The sequence below is a fragment of the Polynucleobacter sp. AP-Capit-er-40B-B4 genome (assembly GCF_018882245.1).
In the GTDB taxonomy this organism is placed as follows: domain Bacteria; phylum Pseudomonadota; class Gammaproteobacteria; order Burkholderiales; family Burkholderiaceae; genus Polynucleobacter.
Genome location: NZ_JACVOV010000001.1, coordinates 354,240 through 371,222 on the forward strand (window position 1 = coordinate 354,240; position 16,983 = coordinate 371,222).

Annotated in this window: 19 protein-coding genes; 6 read left to right on the forward strand and 13 right to left on the reverse strand. The window is 46.5% G+C overall.

What is annotated here, in order from left to right; translation table 11 throughout:
• Positions 1 to 8: 8 nt before the first annotated feature.
• Entirely contained in the window at positions 9 to 896 is an 888-nt protein-coding gene (locus ICN19_RS01680) for a 23S rRNA (adenine(2030)-N(6))-methyltransferase RlmJ (protein WP_216245220.1), read from the forward strand.
• Here ICN19_RS01680 and ICN19_RS01685 read toward each other — a convergent pair.
• The 13 genes from ICN19_RS01685 to ICN19_RS01745 all read right to left on the reverse strand — a co-directional run bounded on the left by ICN19_RS01685 (position 893) and on the right by ICN19_RS01745 (position 12,228).
• Positions 893 to 1,459 (reverse strand): heme-binding protein, encoded by a 567-nt coding sequence (locus ICN19_RS01685; RefSeq protein ID WP_216245222.1) that lies wholly within the window; start codon positions 1,457 to 1,459, stop codon positions 893 to 895. The genes ICN19_RS01680 and ICN19_RS01685 overlap by 4 nt on opposite strands.
• A 77-nt stretch (positions 1,460 to 1,536) precedes the next feature.
• Positions 1,537 to 2,481: an LD-carboxypeptidase gene (locus ICN19_RS01690; RefSeq protein WP_216245224.1), complete on the reverse strand. Its 945-nt coding sequence runs from the start codon at positions 2,479 to 2,481 to the stop codon at positions 1,537 to 1,539.
• Complete coding sequence (tadA, locus tag ICN19_RS01695; protein WP_216245227.1) at positions 2,478 to 2,936, reverse strand: tRNA adenosine(34) deaminase TadA; 459 nt, start codon at positions 2,934 to 2,936, stop codon at positions 2,478 to 2,480. The genes ICN19_RS01690 and tadA overlap by 4 nt, the downstream gene beginning before the upstream one ends.
• On the reverse strand, positions 2,937 to 3,401 hold the full coding sequence (gene queD / locus ICN19_RS01700) for a 6-carboxytetrahydropterin synthase QueD (protein ID WP_216245228.1): 465 nt from the start codon (positions 3,399 to 3,401) through the stop codon (positions 2,937 to 2,939). It abuts the gene before it with no gap.
• 35 nt (positions 3,402 to 3,436) lie between these two features.
• Complete coding sequence (gene queE / locus ICN19_RS01705) at positions 3,437 to 4,090, reverse strand: 7-carboxy-7-deazaguanine synthase (RefSeq protein ID WP_216245231.1); 654 nt, start codon at positions 4,088 to 4,090, stop codon at positions 3,437 to 3,439.
• Between the two features lie 28 nt (positions 4,091 to 4,118).
• The gene (locus tag ICN19_RS01710; protein WP_216245232.1) at positions 4,119 to 4,847 is read right to left on the reverse strand and encodes a hypothetical protein; all 729 of its coding nucleotides are present in this window, start codon (positions 4,845 to 4,847) and stop codon (positions 4,119 to 4,121) included.
• Positions 4,823 to 5,524, reverse strand: coding sequence for a hypothetical protein (locus ICN19_RS01715; RefSeq protein WP_216245234.1), 702 nt, complete (start codon positions 5,522 to 5,524; stop codon positions 4,823 to 4,825). The genes ICN19_RS01710 and ICN19_RS01715 overlap by 25 nt, the downstream gene beginning before the upstream one ends.
• Before the next feature lie 65 nt (positions 5,525 to 5,589).
• Entirely contained in the window at positions 5,590 to 7,488 is a 1,899-nt protein-coding gene (locus ICN19_RS01720; protein ID WP_216245236.1) for a radical SAM protein, read from the reverse strand.
• Between the two features lie 4 nt (positions 7,489 to 7,492).
• Positions 7,493 to 8,290 carry a ferritin-like domain-containing protein gene (locus tag ICN19_RS01725; protein WP_216245238.1) on the reverse strand — a complete coding sequence of 266 codons (798 nt, stop codon included), beginning with the start codon at positions 8,288 to 8,290 and terminating at the stop codon, positions 7,493 to 7,495.
• 30 nt (positions 8,291 to 8,320) lie between these two features.
• A complete protein-coding gene (gene guaA / locus ICN19_RS01730) occupies positions 8,321 to 9,928 on the reverse strand; it encodes a glutamine-hydrolyzing GMP synthase (protein ID WP_068321816.1) in 1,608 nt (535 codons plus the stop codon).
• Positions 9,929 to 9,963: 35 nt separating this feature from the next.
• A complete protein-coding gene (gene guaB / locus ICN19_RS01735; protein ID WP_216245240.1) occupies positions 9,964 to 11,427 on the reverse strand; it encodes an IMP dehydrogenase in 1,464 nt (487 codons plus the stop codon).
• A 26-nt stretch (positions 11,428 to 11,453) separates the two neighbouring features.
• The gene (locus tag ICN19_RS01740) at positions 11,454 to 11,804 is read right to left on the reverse strand and encodes an RnfH family protein (RefSeq protein ID WP_216245242.1); all 351 of its coding nucleotides are present in this window, start codon (positions 11,802 to 11,804) and stop codon (positions 11,454 to 11,456) included.
• A complete protein-coding gene (locus ICN19_RS01745; RefSeq protein ID WP_215348746.1) occupies positions 11,797 to 12,228 on the reverse strand; it encodes a type II toxin-antitoxin system RatA family toxin in 432 nt (143 codons plus the stop codon). Before ICN19_RS01745 ends, ICN19_RS01740 begins: the two co-directional genes overlap by 8 nt.
• A 25-nt stretch (positions 12,229 to 12,253) precedes the next feature.
• On the opposite strand from ICN19_RS01745, the gene smpB reads away from it, so the two are divergent.
• The 5 genes from smpB to ICN19_RS01770 all read left to right on the forward strand — a co-directional run bounded on the left by smpB (position 12,254) and on the right by ICN19_RS01770 (position 16,983).
• Positions 12,254 to 12,706: an SsrA-binding protein SmpB gene (gene smpB, locus ICN19_RS01750; RefSeq protein ID WP_068321829.1), complete on the forward strand. Its 453-nt coding sequence runs from the start codon at positions 12,254 to 12,256 to the stop codon at positions 12,704 to 12,706.
• A gap of 132 nt (positions 12,707 to 12,838) precedes the next feature.
• Positions 12,839 to 14,251 (forward strand): circularly permuted type 2 ATP-grasp protein, encoded by a 1,413-nt coding sequence (locus ICN19_RS01755; protein WP_216214219.1) that lies wholly within the window; start codon positions 12,839 to 12,841, stop codon positions 14,249 to 14,251.
• A 13-nt stretch (positions 14,252 to 14,264) separates the two neighbouring features.
• Entirely contained in the window at positions 14,265 to 15,242 is a 978-nt protein-coding gene (locus ICN19_RS01760) for an alpha-E domain-containing protein (protein ID WP_216245244.1), read from the forward strand.
• Between the two features lie 18 nt (positions 15,243 to 15,260).
• Entirely contained in the window at positions 15,261 to 16,058 is a 798-nt protein-coding gene (locus ICN19_RS01765; protein WP_216245245.1) for a transglutaminase family protein, read from the forward strand.
• A gap of 52 nt (positions 16,059 to 16,110) precedes the next feature.
• Entirely contained in the window at positions 16,111 to 16,983 is an 873-nt protein-coding gene (locus ICN19_RS01770) for a peptidase (RefSeq protein WP_216245247.1), read from the forward strand.

A 16,983-nucleotide genomic window follows, 5' to 3' on the forward strand; every position in this document is an offset into this window, starting at 1 on the left:
AACCTAATATGTTTAGCTACAGACATGCGTTTCATGCCGGCAGTCATGCGGATATCCTCAAGCATCTCACCCTCATTCATTTAGCCGAGTACCTACAAGAGAAGCCTGGGGCTCTCACCTTGGTGGATACCCATGCTGGGGCAGGTATTTATAGCCTGCAAGATGGTTTCTCTACCGTCAGTAAAGAAGCGGATGGCGGAATTGTTCGCCTCACTCAATATGTAGAAACCTGCAAGCATGCGAATACGCCAATTCCAGAAAGTATTTTGGAGTATTTGAAATTCATCAATGCAGAGAATGCTGATGGGCAACTGACAACTTACCCCGGCTCCCCCTTCATTCTGGCTCGCCTATTGCGCCCACAAGATCGTCTTAAGTTATTTGAGCTGCACCCCAAAGAGATTGATATTCTTCGCCATAATATTGGTGAGCTGAAACAATCAAAACAGATTGATGTTTATGCCGAAGATAGCTTTTCCAGACTTAAAGGATTGCTCCCCCCTCCCAGCCGACGAGGCTTGGTTTTGATTGACCCCTCTTATGAAGACAAACAAGACTATCGCTATCTTGAGACCGCTATGGAAGAGGCATTGCAACGCTTTGCCACAGGCTGCTATGCAATCTGGTATCCCGTTATTTCCAGAAGAGAATCTATCGCCCTGCCTGATCGCTTGAAAAAAATTGCGGCAACTCATAAACGCTCTTGGCTCCATACAGAGTTACGCGTTGAAAATGCACCTGGTGAACGTCGTCTTCAGTCCAGCGGCATGTTTATTATTAATCCACCCTGGACCCTAGAAAAACATTTGGCTCAAGCCTTACCTACCCTAACGAAAGCTTTAGGCATTAATGGTGGCGGTCAGTTTTTATTGAAAAGCTTTGAAGCGAAGAATTAGTCACGCAGGTTAATCATGACCTCGTTACGGCGCATAAACGGCAAAGTCCAAGGCGGGTTGTAACGCGCAAAATTCGGAGTACCAACGCTTTGTAGATTCTTGGAATTCATCCACTGCTCTAGCTCGAGAGTTTTCTCGGCAACTTTTTGGTCGTTATAAAAACCGCTAAAGCTGATAACAGCTTTTTTTACTGCCGGAATTTGACGCAATTGCACCTGAGAATTCAGTGGCTTAGGTATCGTTTCCATGGTGTACTCAGCCGGCATCACAAACGACAGAACCCATTTACCAGCATTTGACTCAATCCCTACGGGAGCGGTCATAGCAATTTTTGAGCTCTTGATAGTTTGATCAACTACCGTCACCGGTGCGGTCATCGCTATTTTTTCACTCACGTGGTTCTGGCCAAATATATAGGCAGCAATTAAACGGAAGCCTTGGCTGGATGCCCCATCTAAATCCCCTTCAACCTGAACTTCGGCCACAATCATTGGTGCATAAGATCGTATTTCAAAAGGAGATTCTTTTTCAAGAACAGTGTATTTTGGCTCTTCGGTTGCCATGACTGCTCCTGTAAATATAAATGCAATGAGAATGAAAGCACCCTTTAAAAAAGGGTGACTCAAAAGATTTCTGATAGCTACCACTGGGATTTCAACTGAAATCTATTTGAGTTGAAGCTTAAATTTGCTGAAGCACCTACAGGCAAAGTTAATTTATTTGCCTGATGCCCAAACGGAAGACCAGTCAAAATTGGAACCTCTTCTGGCAAACGTTTACGAATCGCCTCTATAGCCCGCTCGAGCGAATAACCTTTATCGTTATCGTATAGACGGTAAGCGGAGAATCCACCCAACAGAATGGCACCCTGGTTTGCGAGTACTCCCGCATCCAGAAGCTGCATCATCATTCTTTCAATCCGATAAGGATGCTCATTTACATCTTCAAGGAACAAGATGCCGCCTTGCGTTTGCTTATTGCTGGGAAGGTAAGGCGTACCAACTAAACCCGCTACAACAGTTAAGTTTCCACCCCATAGCAGACCTGTGAGGGAGCTAGTCTTGGCTTTACCCAAGAAAGCTTGCGGAGCTGATACTGCACATTCCAACTTGCGGCCTTCAGTGGCATTTTGAAAATGCTGCCACATGAATGTATCCGGCACTACTGGAGCGCCATCATCGCCAAGTCGCCCAAAGTCATAATTGAGCATTGGTCCAGCCAATGTCAATGCACCCGTTTTCGCCAATAAACCCAGCTGAAATACCGTGAAGTCACTATGACCGCATACTTGCAAACCATTTTGAATCGCTTTTGCAATCGCATTCCATTCAATGCCCGAAAGCAAACGATGGAGGCCATAACCACCTCGCATGGCCATCACTAAGGTACGCGGATCTAACTGGGATAAGTGATTGATCTCCGTAAGACGCACCTCGTCACTACCTGCAAAGCGCTCATAAACTCGACTCACACAATCCGTGTTTTCTACAGCAATGCCTTGACCCTCTAACCAATTGATGCCGGCTAGAGGACTTTTGCTATCTAAGCTTGCTCCAGACGGAGCAATCAGGTGAATGGATTTCAACGTCGTCCCTTAAAAAAATCGCGCAACAACTGACCACACTCTTCACTCATGATGCCACCTTCCACGCTAGTCTGATGGTTAATTTGCTTAGAGGCAAAAATATCTAAAACACTGCCTGCTGCGCCTGTCTTAGGATCTGGCGCCCCATAGACCACACGACCAATCCTAGCATGAAGCATGGCTCCAGAACACATTGCACATGGCTCAAGAGTGACATAGAGAGTGCTGTCTGGAATACGGTAATTTTCTTCGGCTAAAGCGGCCTCTCTTAGAGCCAGCATTTCAGCATGTGCACTAGGATCATGGTTTGCAATTGGCTTATTAAAAGCTTTGGAAATAACTTGGCCATCTTTGACCAGTACAGCGCCTACAGGAACTTCACCTGATTGCGCCGCCAACTGAGCTTGCTCAATTGCCATGCGCATATATTGCTGGTCAAGCTCAGCTTGGGTCATTTAGGCAGAATGAATATCAGCCCAACAATTGGGCGTCTCGTAAAGACGAATGGATGAAAGCTCTAAGCGACCACCAAAAGCTTTACTAAATACAGGCTGCAAAATGGCAAACGCTGCATTAGCAAGATTTTCTACAGTAGGCACATGCTCCATGATGACGGTCTTATGGTTAGGTAATGTCGCCAAGAAAGCAACCAATCCCTCATCCTCTTTTGCCACTAAAAATGCATGGTCCCACAACTCAACAACGTATTGATTGGTTAAACGTTTGATATCGCCAAAATCCAAAACCATTCCATCATCTGCTTTACCAGGATGATCCGCCACCTCACCAGTCAGCGTCACCTCTATTGCATAGCGATGCCCATGAAGATGGCGACACTGTCCATCATGATTCGGAATACGGTGACCAGAGTCGAACTCGAGTCGGCGGGTAATGGAGATGGCTGGTTGTTTAGTTGTCATTAAGTGCTCTTTTAATATATTGTCGCTTAGCTTGATTACCGAATCCCGATCAGTTTATGAGACTGCAGACTCAATCTCCATAAAGGACGTTTTTGACATAAGCTGACGGCCAATTCTGTATTACTTTTCAGGTCCGATCCATCCATGGGCTGCAAGAAGCGATTGCGATAGTCCATCTTCTCAAAACGAGCCATGATCTTTTCTAAATCCGCATGATCTTGTTGTGGAATCACTAGCTTTAGCTCGTCTGCTTGCAGAACAATTAAGTCAGAACCAGCTTTGGGGCTTACACAAACCCAATCAACTCCCTTGGGAACTTTCATCGTGCCATTGGTTTCAATAGCAATTGCAAAACCTTTTTGGTGAAGCGCTGCGATTAATTCGTCATCTAACTGGAGAAGTGGTTCGCCACCAGTAAAAACTACATAACGTTGCTGAGGTCCAGCAGAAGTACTGCGCCATGCAGTCTCGATGGCATCCGCAAGTGAAATAGCGGCATCAAACTTGCCGCCACCAAAACCATCACTGCCGACAAAATCGGTATCGCAGAATTGGCAAATGGCAGTAGCGCGATCTTCTTCGCGACCGCTCCATAGATTGCATCCAGCAAAGCGGCAAAATACTGCCGCCCTACCAGCATGGGCACCTTCGCCTTGAAGGGTGGGAAATAGTTCTTTTACGGTATACATAGCAATGCACCTATTTTAAGCGCTTTGCTTACTTCCAGGAGATTAACTCCCACTCCAGGAAATCCTCCCAGTAGGCGTTTGCCCAATATACGCCAGAGGTAATGTAGCGTCCGGAGCTCCTGCGAACCACCCACCGACCAATCTCTGGCGAGAACCATAACTCCTCACTCCGAATATTGCCAACCCTAAAGAGGTCATTGCTGACAAAATTCGGCATTTCGTTTTGAACTCGTAATACTAAAAACTCACCGGCAGGAGATTTAATGCGCTCCCACTGGGTTGCAGTCATGCTAAGACCCCAGTAGTAAGTAGACCCAGGATAAGCAACGACCTCATATTGGGTGGTAAAGAACTTATTCCAGCCAACCTGCAATTGCTCGGGCCACAAGGGAATGGCTTTAGTAAATTTTTGAGGAGGCTGCCAATGCGGATCTTGAATGACATATCCCCAAGGCGACTGAATTTCATCTGGCAGTGGTCCCGCCTTAACTCCAGAGCGACTAATTCGAATCTGATCACCTACCGATATCACCCTTTCTGTGACGGTATCCACAATCTCTTGATTAAAAACATTGCGAACTTGATAGACCCATTCTTGACCAATCTTTGGCGCTCTTACTGCAGGAGGTGGCACAGGTTGCGCCTCAATTCGACCTCTAGGAACAGGCTGAGAAGTAATGCAGCCCAATAGCAAAGCTGGTAGAGCCAGAAAGAGTAATCGGCGGAAAGTATTTACTTGTATGAAGTCAGTTGCCATTGATAGCTATCCTCTAAATTGGGCATTCCTAACTGCCCCTGAATCATGTACGAACCGGATGACTCTTTGGCTACCCAGCGACCAATGCTTGGGGCAAACCAAATGGTTTGCTTACGAATGCAATTGACTTTATTGTCATCATTGCTCTCGAAGTTAATCAGGTTTTGATAACGTAAAGTTAAAAAAGTGCCGGCAGGAACAGTAATTTGCTCCCAACCATGTGCACTCATATATTCTTGCCACCCATAGGCGTTTTCAGAGTATCCGCCTAAGCTATATTTGGTATTCAATTGCTTGCTCCAGCTTGATGTCAACTCTTCGGGCCACAGGGGAATCGGTGGCTTGAAGCTCATAAGGCGCGGCCATGATGTATCTAATTGCACTACACCCCAAGGCCCTTGTATCTCACTTGGTAATTGACTGCCATCCTCATCTCTGCGCTCTATCACAATGGTTGAGCCAACACTAGCGACTCTTTCTGTAATCACTCCGCGGATCTTGCCATCGAAAACATCGCGCTTGACATATGTCCACTCCTGCCCAACCTGAGGGGCTCTCACACTTGGAGTAGGTCTTGGTTGAGCAACAGGGGTACCTCTCTGGTAGGCCAAAGGTACGCCGCAAGCGACTGGGGCTAAGGCAGCTGATGCAATAAAAGTACGACGCGATAAATTCATTTTCTGCTCCCGCATTAATCTGATTACTTCACGAAATTATTTTAAGTCTGAATCCTGCGATCAAGCTATTGGTACAAGGCATTCTCTATGAAATTCTTGGGGACCGTTGTCTTTGGAATAGCGATTCCCAAACCATCAAACCAAGAATGTGCTTTGATATCAAAACCCACACCATGCATATAGTTATAAAGCGCTTTCCTCAAGCCCTGCCCCAACAGGTCGTGATCCACCCCAGTCGGGTCGATAAAGGAGACATCATTCTTGGCAAAAGTGATTTCAGGCAAGGGTACCAATTCGATTCCATACTCTTGTGGATTTAGTCCTACCGGAGAATGAACTGTGCAGATAAATCGGTGAAAGAAGCCGCTTTGGATGCAGCCGCTCTCAAATAACTGCCTTACATACTCCAAAGCATCCACTGTTTCTTGCACAGTTTGAGTTGGGAAACCATACATCAGATATGCATGCACCAAGATACCTACATCTGAAAAGCCCTTGGTCACTTGAGCCACCTGCTCAACTGATACGCCTTTTTTCATCAGATTCAGTAAACGGTCAGAAGCCACCTCAAGACCACCTGACATAGCAATACAACCACTCTGAGCTAGAAGTTCAGCCAATGCTGGTGTGAAGGTTTTTTCAAAGCGAATATTACCCCACCAAGAAATCACAACTTGTCGACGAATAAGCTCCTCCGCCAAAGCCTTTAATATTTTTGGCGGCGCTGCTTCGTCAACAAAATGAAAGCCCGTTTGCCCAGTCTCGGCAATAATTTGCTCAATGCGATCCACCAACAAACTCGCTGATGCAGTTTCATAACGAGAGATATAGTCAAGCGATACGTCACAGAAGCTACATTTCTTCCAATAACATCCATGTGCAACCGTAAGCTTATTCCAGCGTCCATCGCTCCATAAGCGATGCATGGGATTGAGCATATCTAGGAGCGATAAATAAGAACCTAGTGGCAATCCATCCCAGGTGGCGGTACCAACCTCTTCGAAAGGTATATCTGGCTCCTGCCAATTGAGGTATTGCACTTGATTGTTCGCATTGCGAATAAAAGTGCGCACCAACCTCTCAACAGAGCGCTTGCCAGCAAGATGATCTAGCAAGGCCAATAGTGGCCTTTCCCCAGAATCCAAAGTAATGAAATCAACGTAATCAAATATTCGGGTTTCGGAGAGCTCGCGCAACTCTGTGTTGACATAACCACCGCCTAAAGCAATCTTGATTTGTGGATACTTACTCTTAATAACTTGGGCAATGCGTAGCGCTGCATACATTGCCCCAGGAAATGGGACTGATAAAAGCACTAGGCTCGGCTGATGACGCTCAATTGCTTGGTTGGTAAGCGCATGCAAATGCATATCCATCAGGGTTGGCTTGGCATGCAGTGCATCCGCTAAGGGTGTGAAAGTAGGCTGACTGCTTGCCAGTGACTCTGCATAGCGCACGAATTCAAAACGTTCGTCTACGGCATCACGCAAAACATCGGAAAGATCATTGAGATAAAGAGTTGCCAAATGACGTGCTCGATCCTGTGATCCCAGAGCACCAAAGGCCCAAGACAAGGAATCACCAGCCTCTTCTTCATCAAACGCATCAAGCGATGAAAAGCGCGGTCCTTCAGGCAAAAAAGTTCGGCTATTAATGCGATGACTCAGGGTGCTATCGCGCCCCTGCAAGAAAGTAATTACTGGCGAGATTGTGGATTGATAAGTGGGAAAGTAATCTAGAAAAAAGTTGACGCTTGCACTGCGACTCTCTTCAGGCATGCTGAGAGCTTGGGCATGAATTTCTGATAAACCTTCGGGTGTAAAAAAACTGAGTACCAGAGCTAAAGCCAAATCCTCTTGTACAGCATCAACACCACGCGATCGCAAAAATCCCGTGAGATAAGCCGTAGAGGGATACGGGGTATTGAGCTGTGTCATCGGAGGGATGAGGCTTAATACCTTCATGTGGCTATGCTCCAAGGAGACTTAACTCTTCAGATGTAAAGCCCGCCTGTTTACGAGCCTCGATATTGAATGGACCCTTCAGAACAGGTGCCCGATATTTTCCAGCTAATTCACGATAAGCGGTAATCGGGGATAGATTGTCTTTAGAACATAAAAAATTAAACCAACGATTACCAATTAGCACGTGCCCGATTTCATCATTGAGAATGATCTCTAGAATCTCTACAGCTCGAGTCTCTTTGATTTGCTTAAAGCGATCTCGAATCGATGGCACCGCATCCAACCCTCTTGCTTCCATGGTCCTGGGAACAAGCGCCATTCTGGCGATGACTGAATCCGTTGTTCTCTCAACCATCTCCCACAAACTATTGTGAGCCGGAAAATCGCCATAAGTAAAGCCAAGCGTATGCAGATGCTCATTTACTAAACTAAAGTGATAAGCCTCTTCTTTAGCAACCTTCAGCCAATCCTCATAGTATTCCTGAGGCATATCAGGAAAGCGCCAGATAGCATCTAATGCAAGATTCATGGCATTAAATTCAATATGGGCTAAGGAGTGCAATAAACCTGCTCTACCTTCAGGGGTATCCATTCTTCTTTTGGGCACTAGCTTAGGAAGTACGAGTTCTGGCTTTAATGGACGACCAGGAAGAATGAGATCTTGAGAATCAATCTTGCGAGAAATATAAAGGGTTACTCGTTGCCGCTGATATTCATCAAACAACTCAAGCAGCTGACTTACTTTAGTCTGCGCATCAGAGCTTGCTAGGATTGCGAGTGCTGATGCTCGTAACTCAAACATAGGAATTAGCAGGCTGATTTAGCCCGCCCCTTATTCCCACTCAATCGTTGCTGGTGGTTTTCCACTGATATCGTATACAACCCGATTGATGCCACGCACTTCATTAATGATGCGATTAGAAACTTTACCAAGCAATTCATGTGGCAAATGAGCCCAGTGCGCAGTCATAAAGTCTTGGGTTTGCACCGCACGGAGAGCAACAACATATTCATATGTTCTGCCATCACCCATCACACCAACAGACTTCACCGGCAAGAAGACAGCAAATGCTTGGCTAGTCAGGTCATACCAAGATTTCTGACTTGCTTCGTCGATCGTATTGCGTAATTCTTCGATAAAGATAGCATCGGCACGCTGCAAAAGACTAGCGAACTCAGCCTTCACTTCACCCAAGATTCGGACACCAAGGCCAGGCCCAGGAAAAGGATGGCGATACACCATCTCACGAGGCAAACCTAAAGCAACACCAAGTTCACGCACTTCATCCTTAAATAGCTCGCGCAATGGCTCGAGCAATTTGAGATGCATGTCTTCAGGCAAGCCGCCAACATTATGGTGACTCTTAATCGTATGCGCGCCCTTCTTGCCCTTACCAGCGGATTCAATCACGTCTGGATAAATAGTTCCTTGAGCAAGCCACTTTGCATTCTGAATTTTTCCAGATTCAGTTTGGAAAATTTCAACGAATTCCTTACCAATAATTTTGCGCTTTGCTTCTGGGTCGGCAACGCCAGCCAATTCACCCATGAAGGTTTCTTTAGCGTCGACACGAATAACCTTCACACCCAAATTACGTGCAAACATCTCCATCACCATATCGCCTTCATTGAGACGAAGTAAGCCATGGTCAACAAACACACATGTCAACTGATCACCAATAGCTCGATGAATTAAGGCTGCAGCAACACTGGAGTCAACACCGCCAGACAGACCAAGGATGACTTCTTCATCGCCCACTTGTTTGCGAATATTTTCTACCGCCTCAGCAATGTAGTCACCCATTACCCAATCAGGCTTGCATTTGCAAATCTCATGCACAAAGCGCTCAATGATTGCTGTGCCTTGGATGGTGTGAGTTACCTCAGGATGAAACTGGAATGCATAGAAACGACGCTCTTCATCAGCCATGCCGGCAATAGGGCATGACTCAGTTGATGCCATCAACTTGAATGATGGAGGCAATGTAGTAACAGAATCTCCATGGCTCATCCACACTTTGAGAATGCCATGGCCTTCGCTAGTGGAGAAATCCTGAATGCCTTTAAGTAAATTAGTGTGGCCATGCGCACGAACTTCAGAGTAACCAAACTCACGAGCCTTACCCAAAGACTCAGCAGATGCAACCGCTCCGCCCAACTGAGTGGCCATCGTTTGCATGCCGTAGCAAATACCCAATACAGGAACACCAAGCTCAAAAACAATTTGTGGCGCACGTGGACTACCGTCTTCAGTAACAGAGCTAGGTCCGCCAGAAAGGATGATCCCTTTGCCGCCCTGCTCTTGAATGAACTTGCGTATAAATTCAGGATCGCAATCGTAAGGATGGATTTCTGAATACACACGCCCATCGCGCACACGCCGAGCAATCAGTTGAGTTACTTGTGAACCAAAGTCGAGAATCAGTATTTTGTCGTGCACGAAAGGAACGGCCTTTATTTCAGCTTTTTTATTTGTTAATCAATATGGTAATTTGGCGCTTCTTTAGTGATCTTCACATCATGAACGTGCGACTCACGCACACCAGCTGAAGTGATTTCTACAAAATTGGCTTTCTCATGGAGCTCAGCAATGGTTTTGCAGCCGAGGTAACCCATGGAGGAACGAATACCACCAGTGAGCTGATGCAAGATTGCTAATACGCTGCCCTTATATGGCACTTGACCTTCAATTCCCTCTGGCACAAGCTTCTCGGCATTCGCAACAATGTCGCTTTGGAAGTAACGATCGGCAGAACCATCTGCCATCGCGCCCAAAGAACCCATGCCGCGATAACTCTTATAAGAACGCCCTTGATACAAGAACACTTCTCCAGGAGCTTCTTCAGTACCAGCAAACATGCCACCCATCATTACAGAACTAGCGCCAGCTGCTAATGCTTTAGCAACGTCACCGGAGTAACGCACACCACCATCAGCAATCAGTGGAATACCAGTACCTTTGAGCGCAGTCGCCACATTCACAATTGCTGTGATTTGTGGAACACCAACACCAGCAACAATACGAGTTGTACAAATAGAGCCAGGGCCAATACCCACTTTCACACCATCCGCACCATGATCGGCCAATGCTTTAGCAGCATCGCCAGTAGCAATATTGCCGCCGATTACTTGCACATGAGGGTAGTTTTTCTTAACCCACTTCACACGATCTAAAACACCTTGGCTATGGCCGTGTGCAGTATCTACTACGATGACGTCAACACCAGCGCGCACCAACAACTCAATACGCTCGTCATTATCAGGACCAACACCTACCGCTGCACCCACGCGCAGCTTGCCTTCGCCGTCCTTACAAGCATTTGGATGCTCGGTAGCTTTTAGAATATCTTTTACAGTAATGAGACCGCGTAACTCAAACTTGTCGTTAACAACCAATACGCGCTCTAAGCGATGCTGACTCATTAAACGTTTTGCTTCGTCCAATGAGCAACCTTCTTTTACAGTCACCAAACGCTCACGTGGAGTCATTTTGCTTTTGACTGGCGCATCCAAGTCTTCTTCGAAACGCAAATCGCGGTTGGTAATAATGCCAACCACCTCTTTACCAACGAGAACTGGAAAACCAGAGAAGCCATGTTCACGAGAAAGCTGAATCACTTGACGCAAAGTGACATCCGGACTGATGGTGATTGGATCACGCAGCACACCAGATTCGTAGCGCTTAACTTTCGCTACTTCACGCGCTTGCTCGGCAGGCTTTAAGTTTTTATGAATGATGCCAATACCACCTTCGCTGGCCATGGCAATTGCCAAGCGACCTTCGGTCACGGTATCCATAGCTGCGGACACCAATGGTGTATTGAGTGAAATTTCTCGAGTTAACTTACTTGCCAAGCTGGCATCTCGAGGGAGTACCGATGAATAGGCCGGTACGAGGAGCACATCGTCAAAAGTGAGTGCTTTTTGAATGAGTCGCATGCAAAACCCCTAGTCGCAAAAACCGATTATAGCCTCCTAGCCTTTCTTTTAGCTGCGGCAGCCTGGAATTTGGCATCCTGGTTCTGGTTGGCCTTTTTGCGCCGAACCGTCTTCGGGTCTATTAATAGGGGTGAATAAAGCTCCAGGCGATCATTGTTGTAAATAGGGCTATCCCAGTCCTTGCGCTTCCCAAAGACCCCAAAGCAGCCCTTTCTAGCCAAAACTGGGTCATCGGATCCAGTCGCAATACCGGCCTTGACTAGCGCCAACCCTACCGTAGCTGACTGACCTTGGTCCAGATGCAGCTGAAACGGCTTGAGCACTGGCTCCCCCTGCCTAGCATCACAGAGAAATAGATTGATGATGCGCTCAGCCATACAGCTCTTCAGCGCGCTTAACAAAACAATCCACAAAGGTACCGGCTATGTGGCCAAAGACGGGGCCGATAATCTTATCTAGGATGGCGCTCTTAAACTCCCAATGGAGTTTGAACTCCACCTTACAGGCGTCTTCTCGCAAAGGGATAAAGTTCCACTGCCCCGAAAAATGCTTAAACGGACCATCTACAAAGACCATATCGATGGTTTCTGGGCGATGGTTCACGTTTCGAGTATGAAAGTACTGGGTAATTCCCTTGAAATGAATATTGATTTTGGCGTCGAGCACAGTCTCTGTTTGCTCAAAAATTTCCACGCCGCCACACCACGGTAGAAACTCAGGATAGCGGGCAACATCTGTCACCAAGCCATACATGCGGTCGGCTGATTGGCCAATTAAAACGGTCTTGTAGACGTCTGCCATAATCGTTCTTGAGAGCTAAATAAATATGAGTATCGTCGATAACAAAAAAGCCTTCTTTGATTATTTTATCGAGGAGCGCTTTGAGGCAGGGCTTGTACTGGAAGGCTGGGAAGTAAAAGCCATCCGCGCAGGTCGCGTGCACATCAAGGAAGCGTATGTTGTCATTCGCAAGGCGGAGCTATTCCTGATTGGCTGCCATATCACCCCACTCCTATCAGCCTCTACCCATATCGTGCCTGATAACACCCGCACCAGAAAACTACTTCTCAACGCTATTGAGATCCGCAAGCTTATAGGGAAAGTAGAGCAAAAGGGCTACACCCTTGTCCCACTAAACCTGCACTTTTCCAAAGGGAACGTGAAGTGCGAAATTGGCCTTGCCAGAGGCAAAAAGCAGCATGACAAACGTGCGGCCACGAAAGAACGTGAGTGGGAAGTACAAAAGGGGCGGATTGCCAGAGGCGATTTAAACGCTTAACTTCCCAAAAACTGGGTTAGACTGGCCTGAAAGCTAGTACCTGAGCATTTATGCACCTTTCTGGTGCAGTACAGCACCAAGCCGCTTCAAATCATTCGTATCAGCTTTTATAAAGGCATTAGTTTTGTAACTATGAAATTGCCTTTTGACGAAATGCTCGACGCCGCAGGCAAAGCGCGTCCCCACTACCAAATCTTTCACAACTGGTTAAAACAGCAAAGTGACACCCTTATGGGTCTCAAGCGCGCTGAAGCCGACCTCATCTTTAGACGAGTAGGCATTACTTTTGCCGTCTATGGTGACGACCTAGGTTCAGAAAGAACCATTCCTTTTGATCAAGTGCCTCGAATCTTTACCGCTAAAGAGTGGGAGCAACTTGAAGCAGGTTTACGCCAACGCGTTAAAGCACTCAATCGCTTCATCTATGACGTGTATCACGATGAAGAAATCATTAAAGCAGGGATTGTTCCTGCCGAACAGATTTATAACAACGCGCAATATCGTCCAGAGATGCGCAATGTGAGTGTGCCGCGTGATATCTACGCACAAATTGCTGGTATTGATATCGTGCGCGCTGGTGAAGGCGAGTTCTACGTATTAGAAGATAACTTACGCGTTCCGTCTGGCGTTTCATATATGGTTGAAGATCGCAAGATGATGATGCGACTCTTTCCCGACCTCTTCCAAAAATATCGCATTGCGCCAGTTGAGCACTACCCCGATCTTTTACTGGAATGTCTTAAGTCCGTAAAACCCGATGATGTTAAAAAACCAAACGTAGTTGTACTAACCCCCGGGATGTATAACTCTGCTTACTTTGAGCACAGCTATCTTGCTCAGCAGATGGGCGTTGAGTTGGTTGAAGGTAAGGACTTATTTGTTAAGAACGAACAAGTCTTTATGCGCACTACCCAGGGCCCTGAGAGAGTCGATGTGATCTACCGCCGTGTCGATGATGACTTCTTAGATCCATTGGCGTTTCGCTCTGACTCCACCTTGGGTGTTGCGGGACTGCTGTCCGCGCATCGCGCTGGCAATGTGACATTAGCCAATGCAATTGGAACGGGTATAGCTGATGACAAATCAATTTACCCCTATGTGCCCGAGATGATTGAGTTTTATCTTGGTGAAAAACCGATTCTGAATAATGTACCAACCTTCCAGTGTCGTAAGACCGATGATCTTGCATATACCTTAGCAAATTTAGAGAAGTTGGTAGTTAAACTCACTCATGGTGCTGGCGGCTATGGCATGTTAGTGGGTCCAGCCTCCACTAAAGCAGAGATTGAAGAATTTAGAACACATCTCATCGCCAATCCAGATAAATACATTGCTCAACCCACACTGGCTCTTTCTACTTGCCCCACTTTTGTTGAGTCAGGTATTGCCCCAAGACATATCGATTTAAGACCCTTTGTGCTGTCAGGCAAAACCATCAAGATGGTGCCAGGTGGATTGACCAGGGTTGCTCTCAAAGAAGGCTCTTTAGTAGTGAACTCCTCGCAAGGTGGCGGAACTAAAGACACCTGGGTGCTAGAGAAATAAGGAAAGAGTAAACATGCTTAGTCGTACCGCTGATTGTCTTTATTGGATGGCTCGCTATACCGAGCGCGCAGAGAATACTGCCCGCATGCTCGACGTAAACCATCAGACATCCCTCCTTCCGCAGCCTGCTGAGTTTTTAGAACAAAGCTGGAAAAAATTGCTGACGATTTCTAAATTAGAAGAAGCCTTTCTAAGCAAATATGATGTGATCAATCGCGAGAATGTACTGGATTTCATGATTTATGAAACCAGCAATCCCTCCAGCATCGTGTCATGTTTGTATGCCGCCCGTGAGAATGCGCGCGTCATTCGCGGCAAGATTACTTCCGAAGTTTGGGAAACCCAGAACACTACCTGGCTTGAACTACAGCGCATCCTAGAAGCGAGACATCAAGCTGACCCCAGTCGCCTTCTGGAGTGGGTTAAACATCGCTGCCACCTCTTTAGAGGCGTTCTCTATGGCACGATGCTTAAGAACGAGGCCTTCTACTTCATTAGCGTTGGAACGCTGCTGGAGCGCGCGGATAACACTGCCCGTATTCTAGAAACCAAATATGAAGATCAAGCAACCCTAAAGGTGCTTGGCGCCAATAAATCGTCAGACGAAGGTACTGATGGGGAATTCTTTGATTTCTATCACTGGGCTGCATTGCTCCGTTCGGTATCCGCTTTTGAAATCTATCGTCAGATCTATTCAGACCAGGTAACGCCAAAACAAGTTGCCGAGCTACTGATCTTTAATAAACAAATGCCGCGCTCCCTGGTGTGCTGCGTAAATGAACTCATTCCCCTTATTTCAGAGGTAAAGAATCAGCAATCCAAAGAAATTGAACGCTTACTCGGCAAACTCAAAGCAAGCATGGATTACTCCGATATCGATGAGGTTTTTGAGCAAGGCTTAGAAGAATATATTGAGTCTTTCTTGGAGCGCATTAATCACATTGCTGATGAATTTAGTAATGCATACCTCATCCCGTTAGCGGTTGCTTAAGACTTCACCAAAGAATATATGCACCTAAAGATCCGCCACCGCACTGAATATCGCTATGAAACGCCTGTGCGTTACTCCATTCAGGAATTACGCTTGACTCCACCGGCCGTCGCAGGCCAGCAGATTGATAAGTGGAAGATTAGCACTCCGATTAAGGCATCCAACTCCATTGATACCTTCGGGAACGTATGCAGCGTCTTTGTGCAAGAGACTCCCTATACCTCGATGATGCTTGAGGCTGAGGGTGAAGTTCATACGCAGGATGCTTTTGAGTTCATTGATGATGCTAAATCAGTTTCCCCTTATTACCTTTTGCAGCAAACCAATCTAACCGAGCCAACAGATGCCATGTTGGAGTATTTCTCATACAGCCTGCCAAAGAAAAATTCTGTTGATCAAGTACTTAAACTCGCTGAGGCAGTTCAAGGTTTGATTGTGTATACCCCAGGACAGACTAACTTTGCCACCACTGCTGCGCAATCTTTTGCCATGAAATCTGGTGTCTGCCAAGATCATGCCCATATTATGCTGAGCCTATGTCGAGCCTCTGGAATACCAGCTCGATATGTCAGTGGCTATTTCTTTGCAGAAGAATCCCCAAATCTTGCAAGTCATGCATGGATAGACTTTTGCAGCGACATTGAAAAAGGTATTTGGACGAGCGTTGATATCACCCATGCCTGCCTTATTGATTCGCGTCACATCAGGCTAGCGGTAGGTCGCGACTACTACTCCGCAGCCCCTGTAAAAGGGGTGCGCACCGGGGGCGGTGGCGAAGAACTGAGCGCCAATATCTCCATTCAACAGCTGAGCTAGCCCATCTGGTTTTTAAGAGATAATCACCAGAAATAATGAAGAGGGTTAGAGAATGACGTACTGTGTTGGGCTTTGCCTGAAAGATGGCCTTGTATTTTTGTCGGATACCCGCACTAATGCAGGCGTAGATCAAATCGGCACCTTCAGAAAAATGACCTTGTTCCAAGAAAAGGATCGTTTCTTCACCCTGATGAGCGCCGGTAATCTCGCCATCACGCAAGCCGTTAAAGAAATTCTCCTACAAGGGCAGCTCTTGAATGGGAAGAATCTTTGGACTGCTGAAAACACGCATGATGCCGCCGTTGTTATTGGCGATGCGATTAAACAAGTATACGAGCGCGACCATAGGGCATTAGAAAAAGCAGGAATTGACTTTAACTGCAATCTCATTTTTGGCGGACAAGTTAAAGGTGAAAGACCCCGACTATTTAATATCTACTCAGCCGGAAACTTTATTGAAGCTACACCTGAGACTTGTTACTTCCAGATTGGCGAATCTAAGTATGGCAAGCCGATTCTAGATAGAGTGTTGAACTTCAACACCTCATTGAATCTTGCAACCAAGTGCGCCTTAATCTCCATGGACTCCACTCTCAACAGTAATATTTCTGTAGGTCTGCCGCTTGACTTGCTCGTTTATGAGAAGAACTCTCTCAAAGCCAATAAGCTAGTAACGATGGATGAGTCTAACCCCTACTTCCAGATGATTCATCAGCTTTGGGGCGAAAAACTGCGAGCAGCGTTTAACTCAATTTCAGAACCAAGCTGGAGTGGCGCCAATAAGTCGAGCGCAATTTCAGCACCGGCCAAAAAGATGGGTGCAGTTCCCATTAATCGCCAGCCAGCAAAATCAAAAATAAAAGTAGCGCCTCCAATCGCCAAGAAGCCAGTTAAGAAAACTAGCGCCAAGGTAAAAGCAAAATAA

Bases quoted from the DNA above. Each gene is read 5' to 3' on its own strand.
- ICN19_RS01740 (WP_216245242.1), bottom strand. From the start codon at position 11,804: ATGGCTGAGCGCATCATCAATCTATTTCTCTGTGATGCTAGGCAGGGG.
- ICN19_RS01755 (WP_216214219.1), top strand. From the start codon at position 12,839: ATGAAATTGCCTTTTGACGAAATGCTCGACGCCGCAGGCAAAGCGCGT.
- ICN19_RS01725 (WP_216245238.1), bottom strand. From the start codon at position 8,290: ATGTTTGAGTTACGAGCATCAGCACTCGCAATCCTAGCAAGCTCTGAT.
- ICN19_RS01770 (WP_216245247.1), top strand. From the start codon at position 16,111: ATGACGTACTGTGTTGGGCTTTGCCTGAAAGATGGCCTTGTATTTTTG.
- guaB (WP_216245240.1), bottom strand. From the start codon at position 11,427: ATGCGACTCATTCAAAAAGCACTCACTTTTGACGATGTGCTCCTCGTA.
- ICN19_RS01765 (WP_216245245.1), top strand. From the start codon at position 15,261: ATGCACCTAAAGATCCGCCACCGCACTGAATATCGCTATGAAACGCCT.
- tadA (WP_216245227.1), bottom strand. From the start codon at position 2,936: ATGACCCAAGCTGAGCTTGACCAGCAATATATGCGCATGGCAATTGAG.
- ICN19_RS01745 (WP_215348746.1), bottom strand. From the start codon at position 12,228: ATGGCAGACGTCTACAAGACCGTTTTAATTGGCCAATCAGCCGACCGC.
- ICN19_RS01680 (WP_216245220.1), top strand. From the start codon at position 9: ATGTTTAGCTACAGACATGCGTTTCATGCCGGCAGTCATGCGGATATC.
- queD (WP_216245228.1), bottom strand. From the start codon at position 3,401: ATGACAACTAAACAACCAGCCATCTCCATTACCCGCCGACTCGAGTTC.
- queE (WP_216245231.1), bottom strand. From the start codon at position 4,090: ATGTATACCGTAAAAGAACTATTTCCCACCCTTCAAGGCGAAGGTGCC.
- ICN19_RS01760 (WP_216245244.1), top strand. From the start codon at position 14,265: ATGCTTAGTCGTACCGCTGATTGTCTTTATTGGATGGCTCGCTATACC.
- ICN19_RS01720 (WP_216245236.1), bottom strand. From the start codon at position 7,488: ATGAAGGTATTAAGCCTCATCCCTCCGATGACACAGCTCAATACCCCG.
- ICN19_RS01710 (WP_216245232.1), bottom strand. From the start codon at position 4,847: ATGGCAACTGACTTCATACAAGTAAATACTTTCCGCCGATTACTCTTT.
- ICN19_RS01715 (WP_216245234.1), bottom strand. From the start codon at position 5,524: ATGAATTTATCGCGTCGTACTTTTATTGCATCAGCTGCCTTAGCCCCA.
- smpB (WP_068321829.1), top strand. From the start codon at position 12,254: ATGAGTATCGTCGATAACAAAAAAGCCTTCTTTGATTATTTTATCGAG.
- ICN19_RS01685 (WP_216245222.1), bottom strand. From the start codon at position 1,459: ATGGCAACCGAAGAGCCAAAATACACTGTTCTTGAAAAAGAATCTCCT.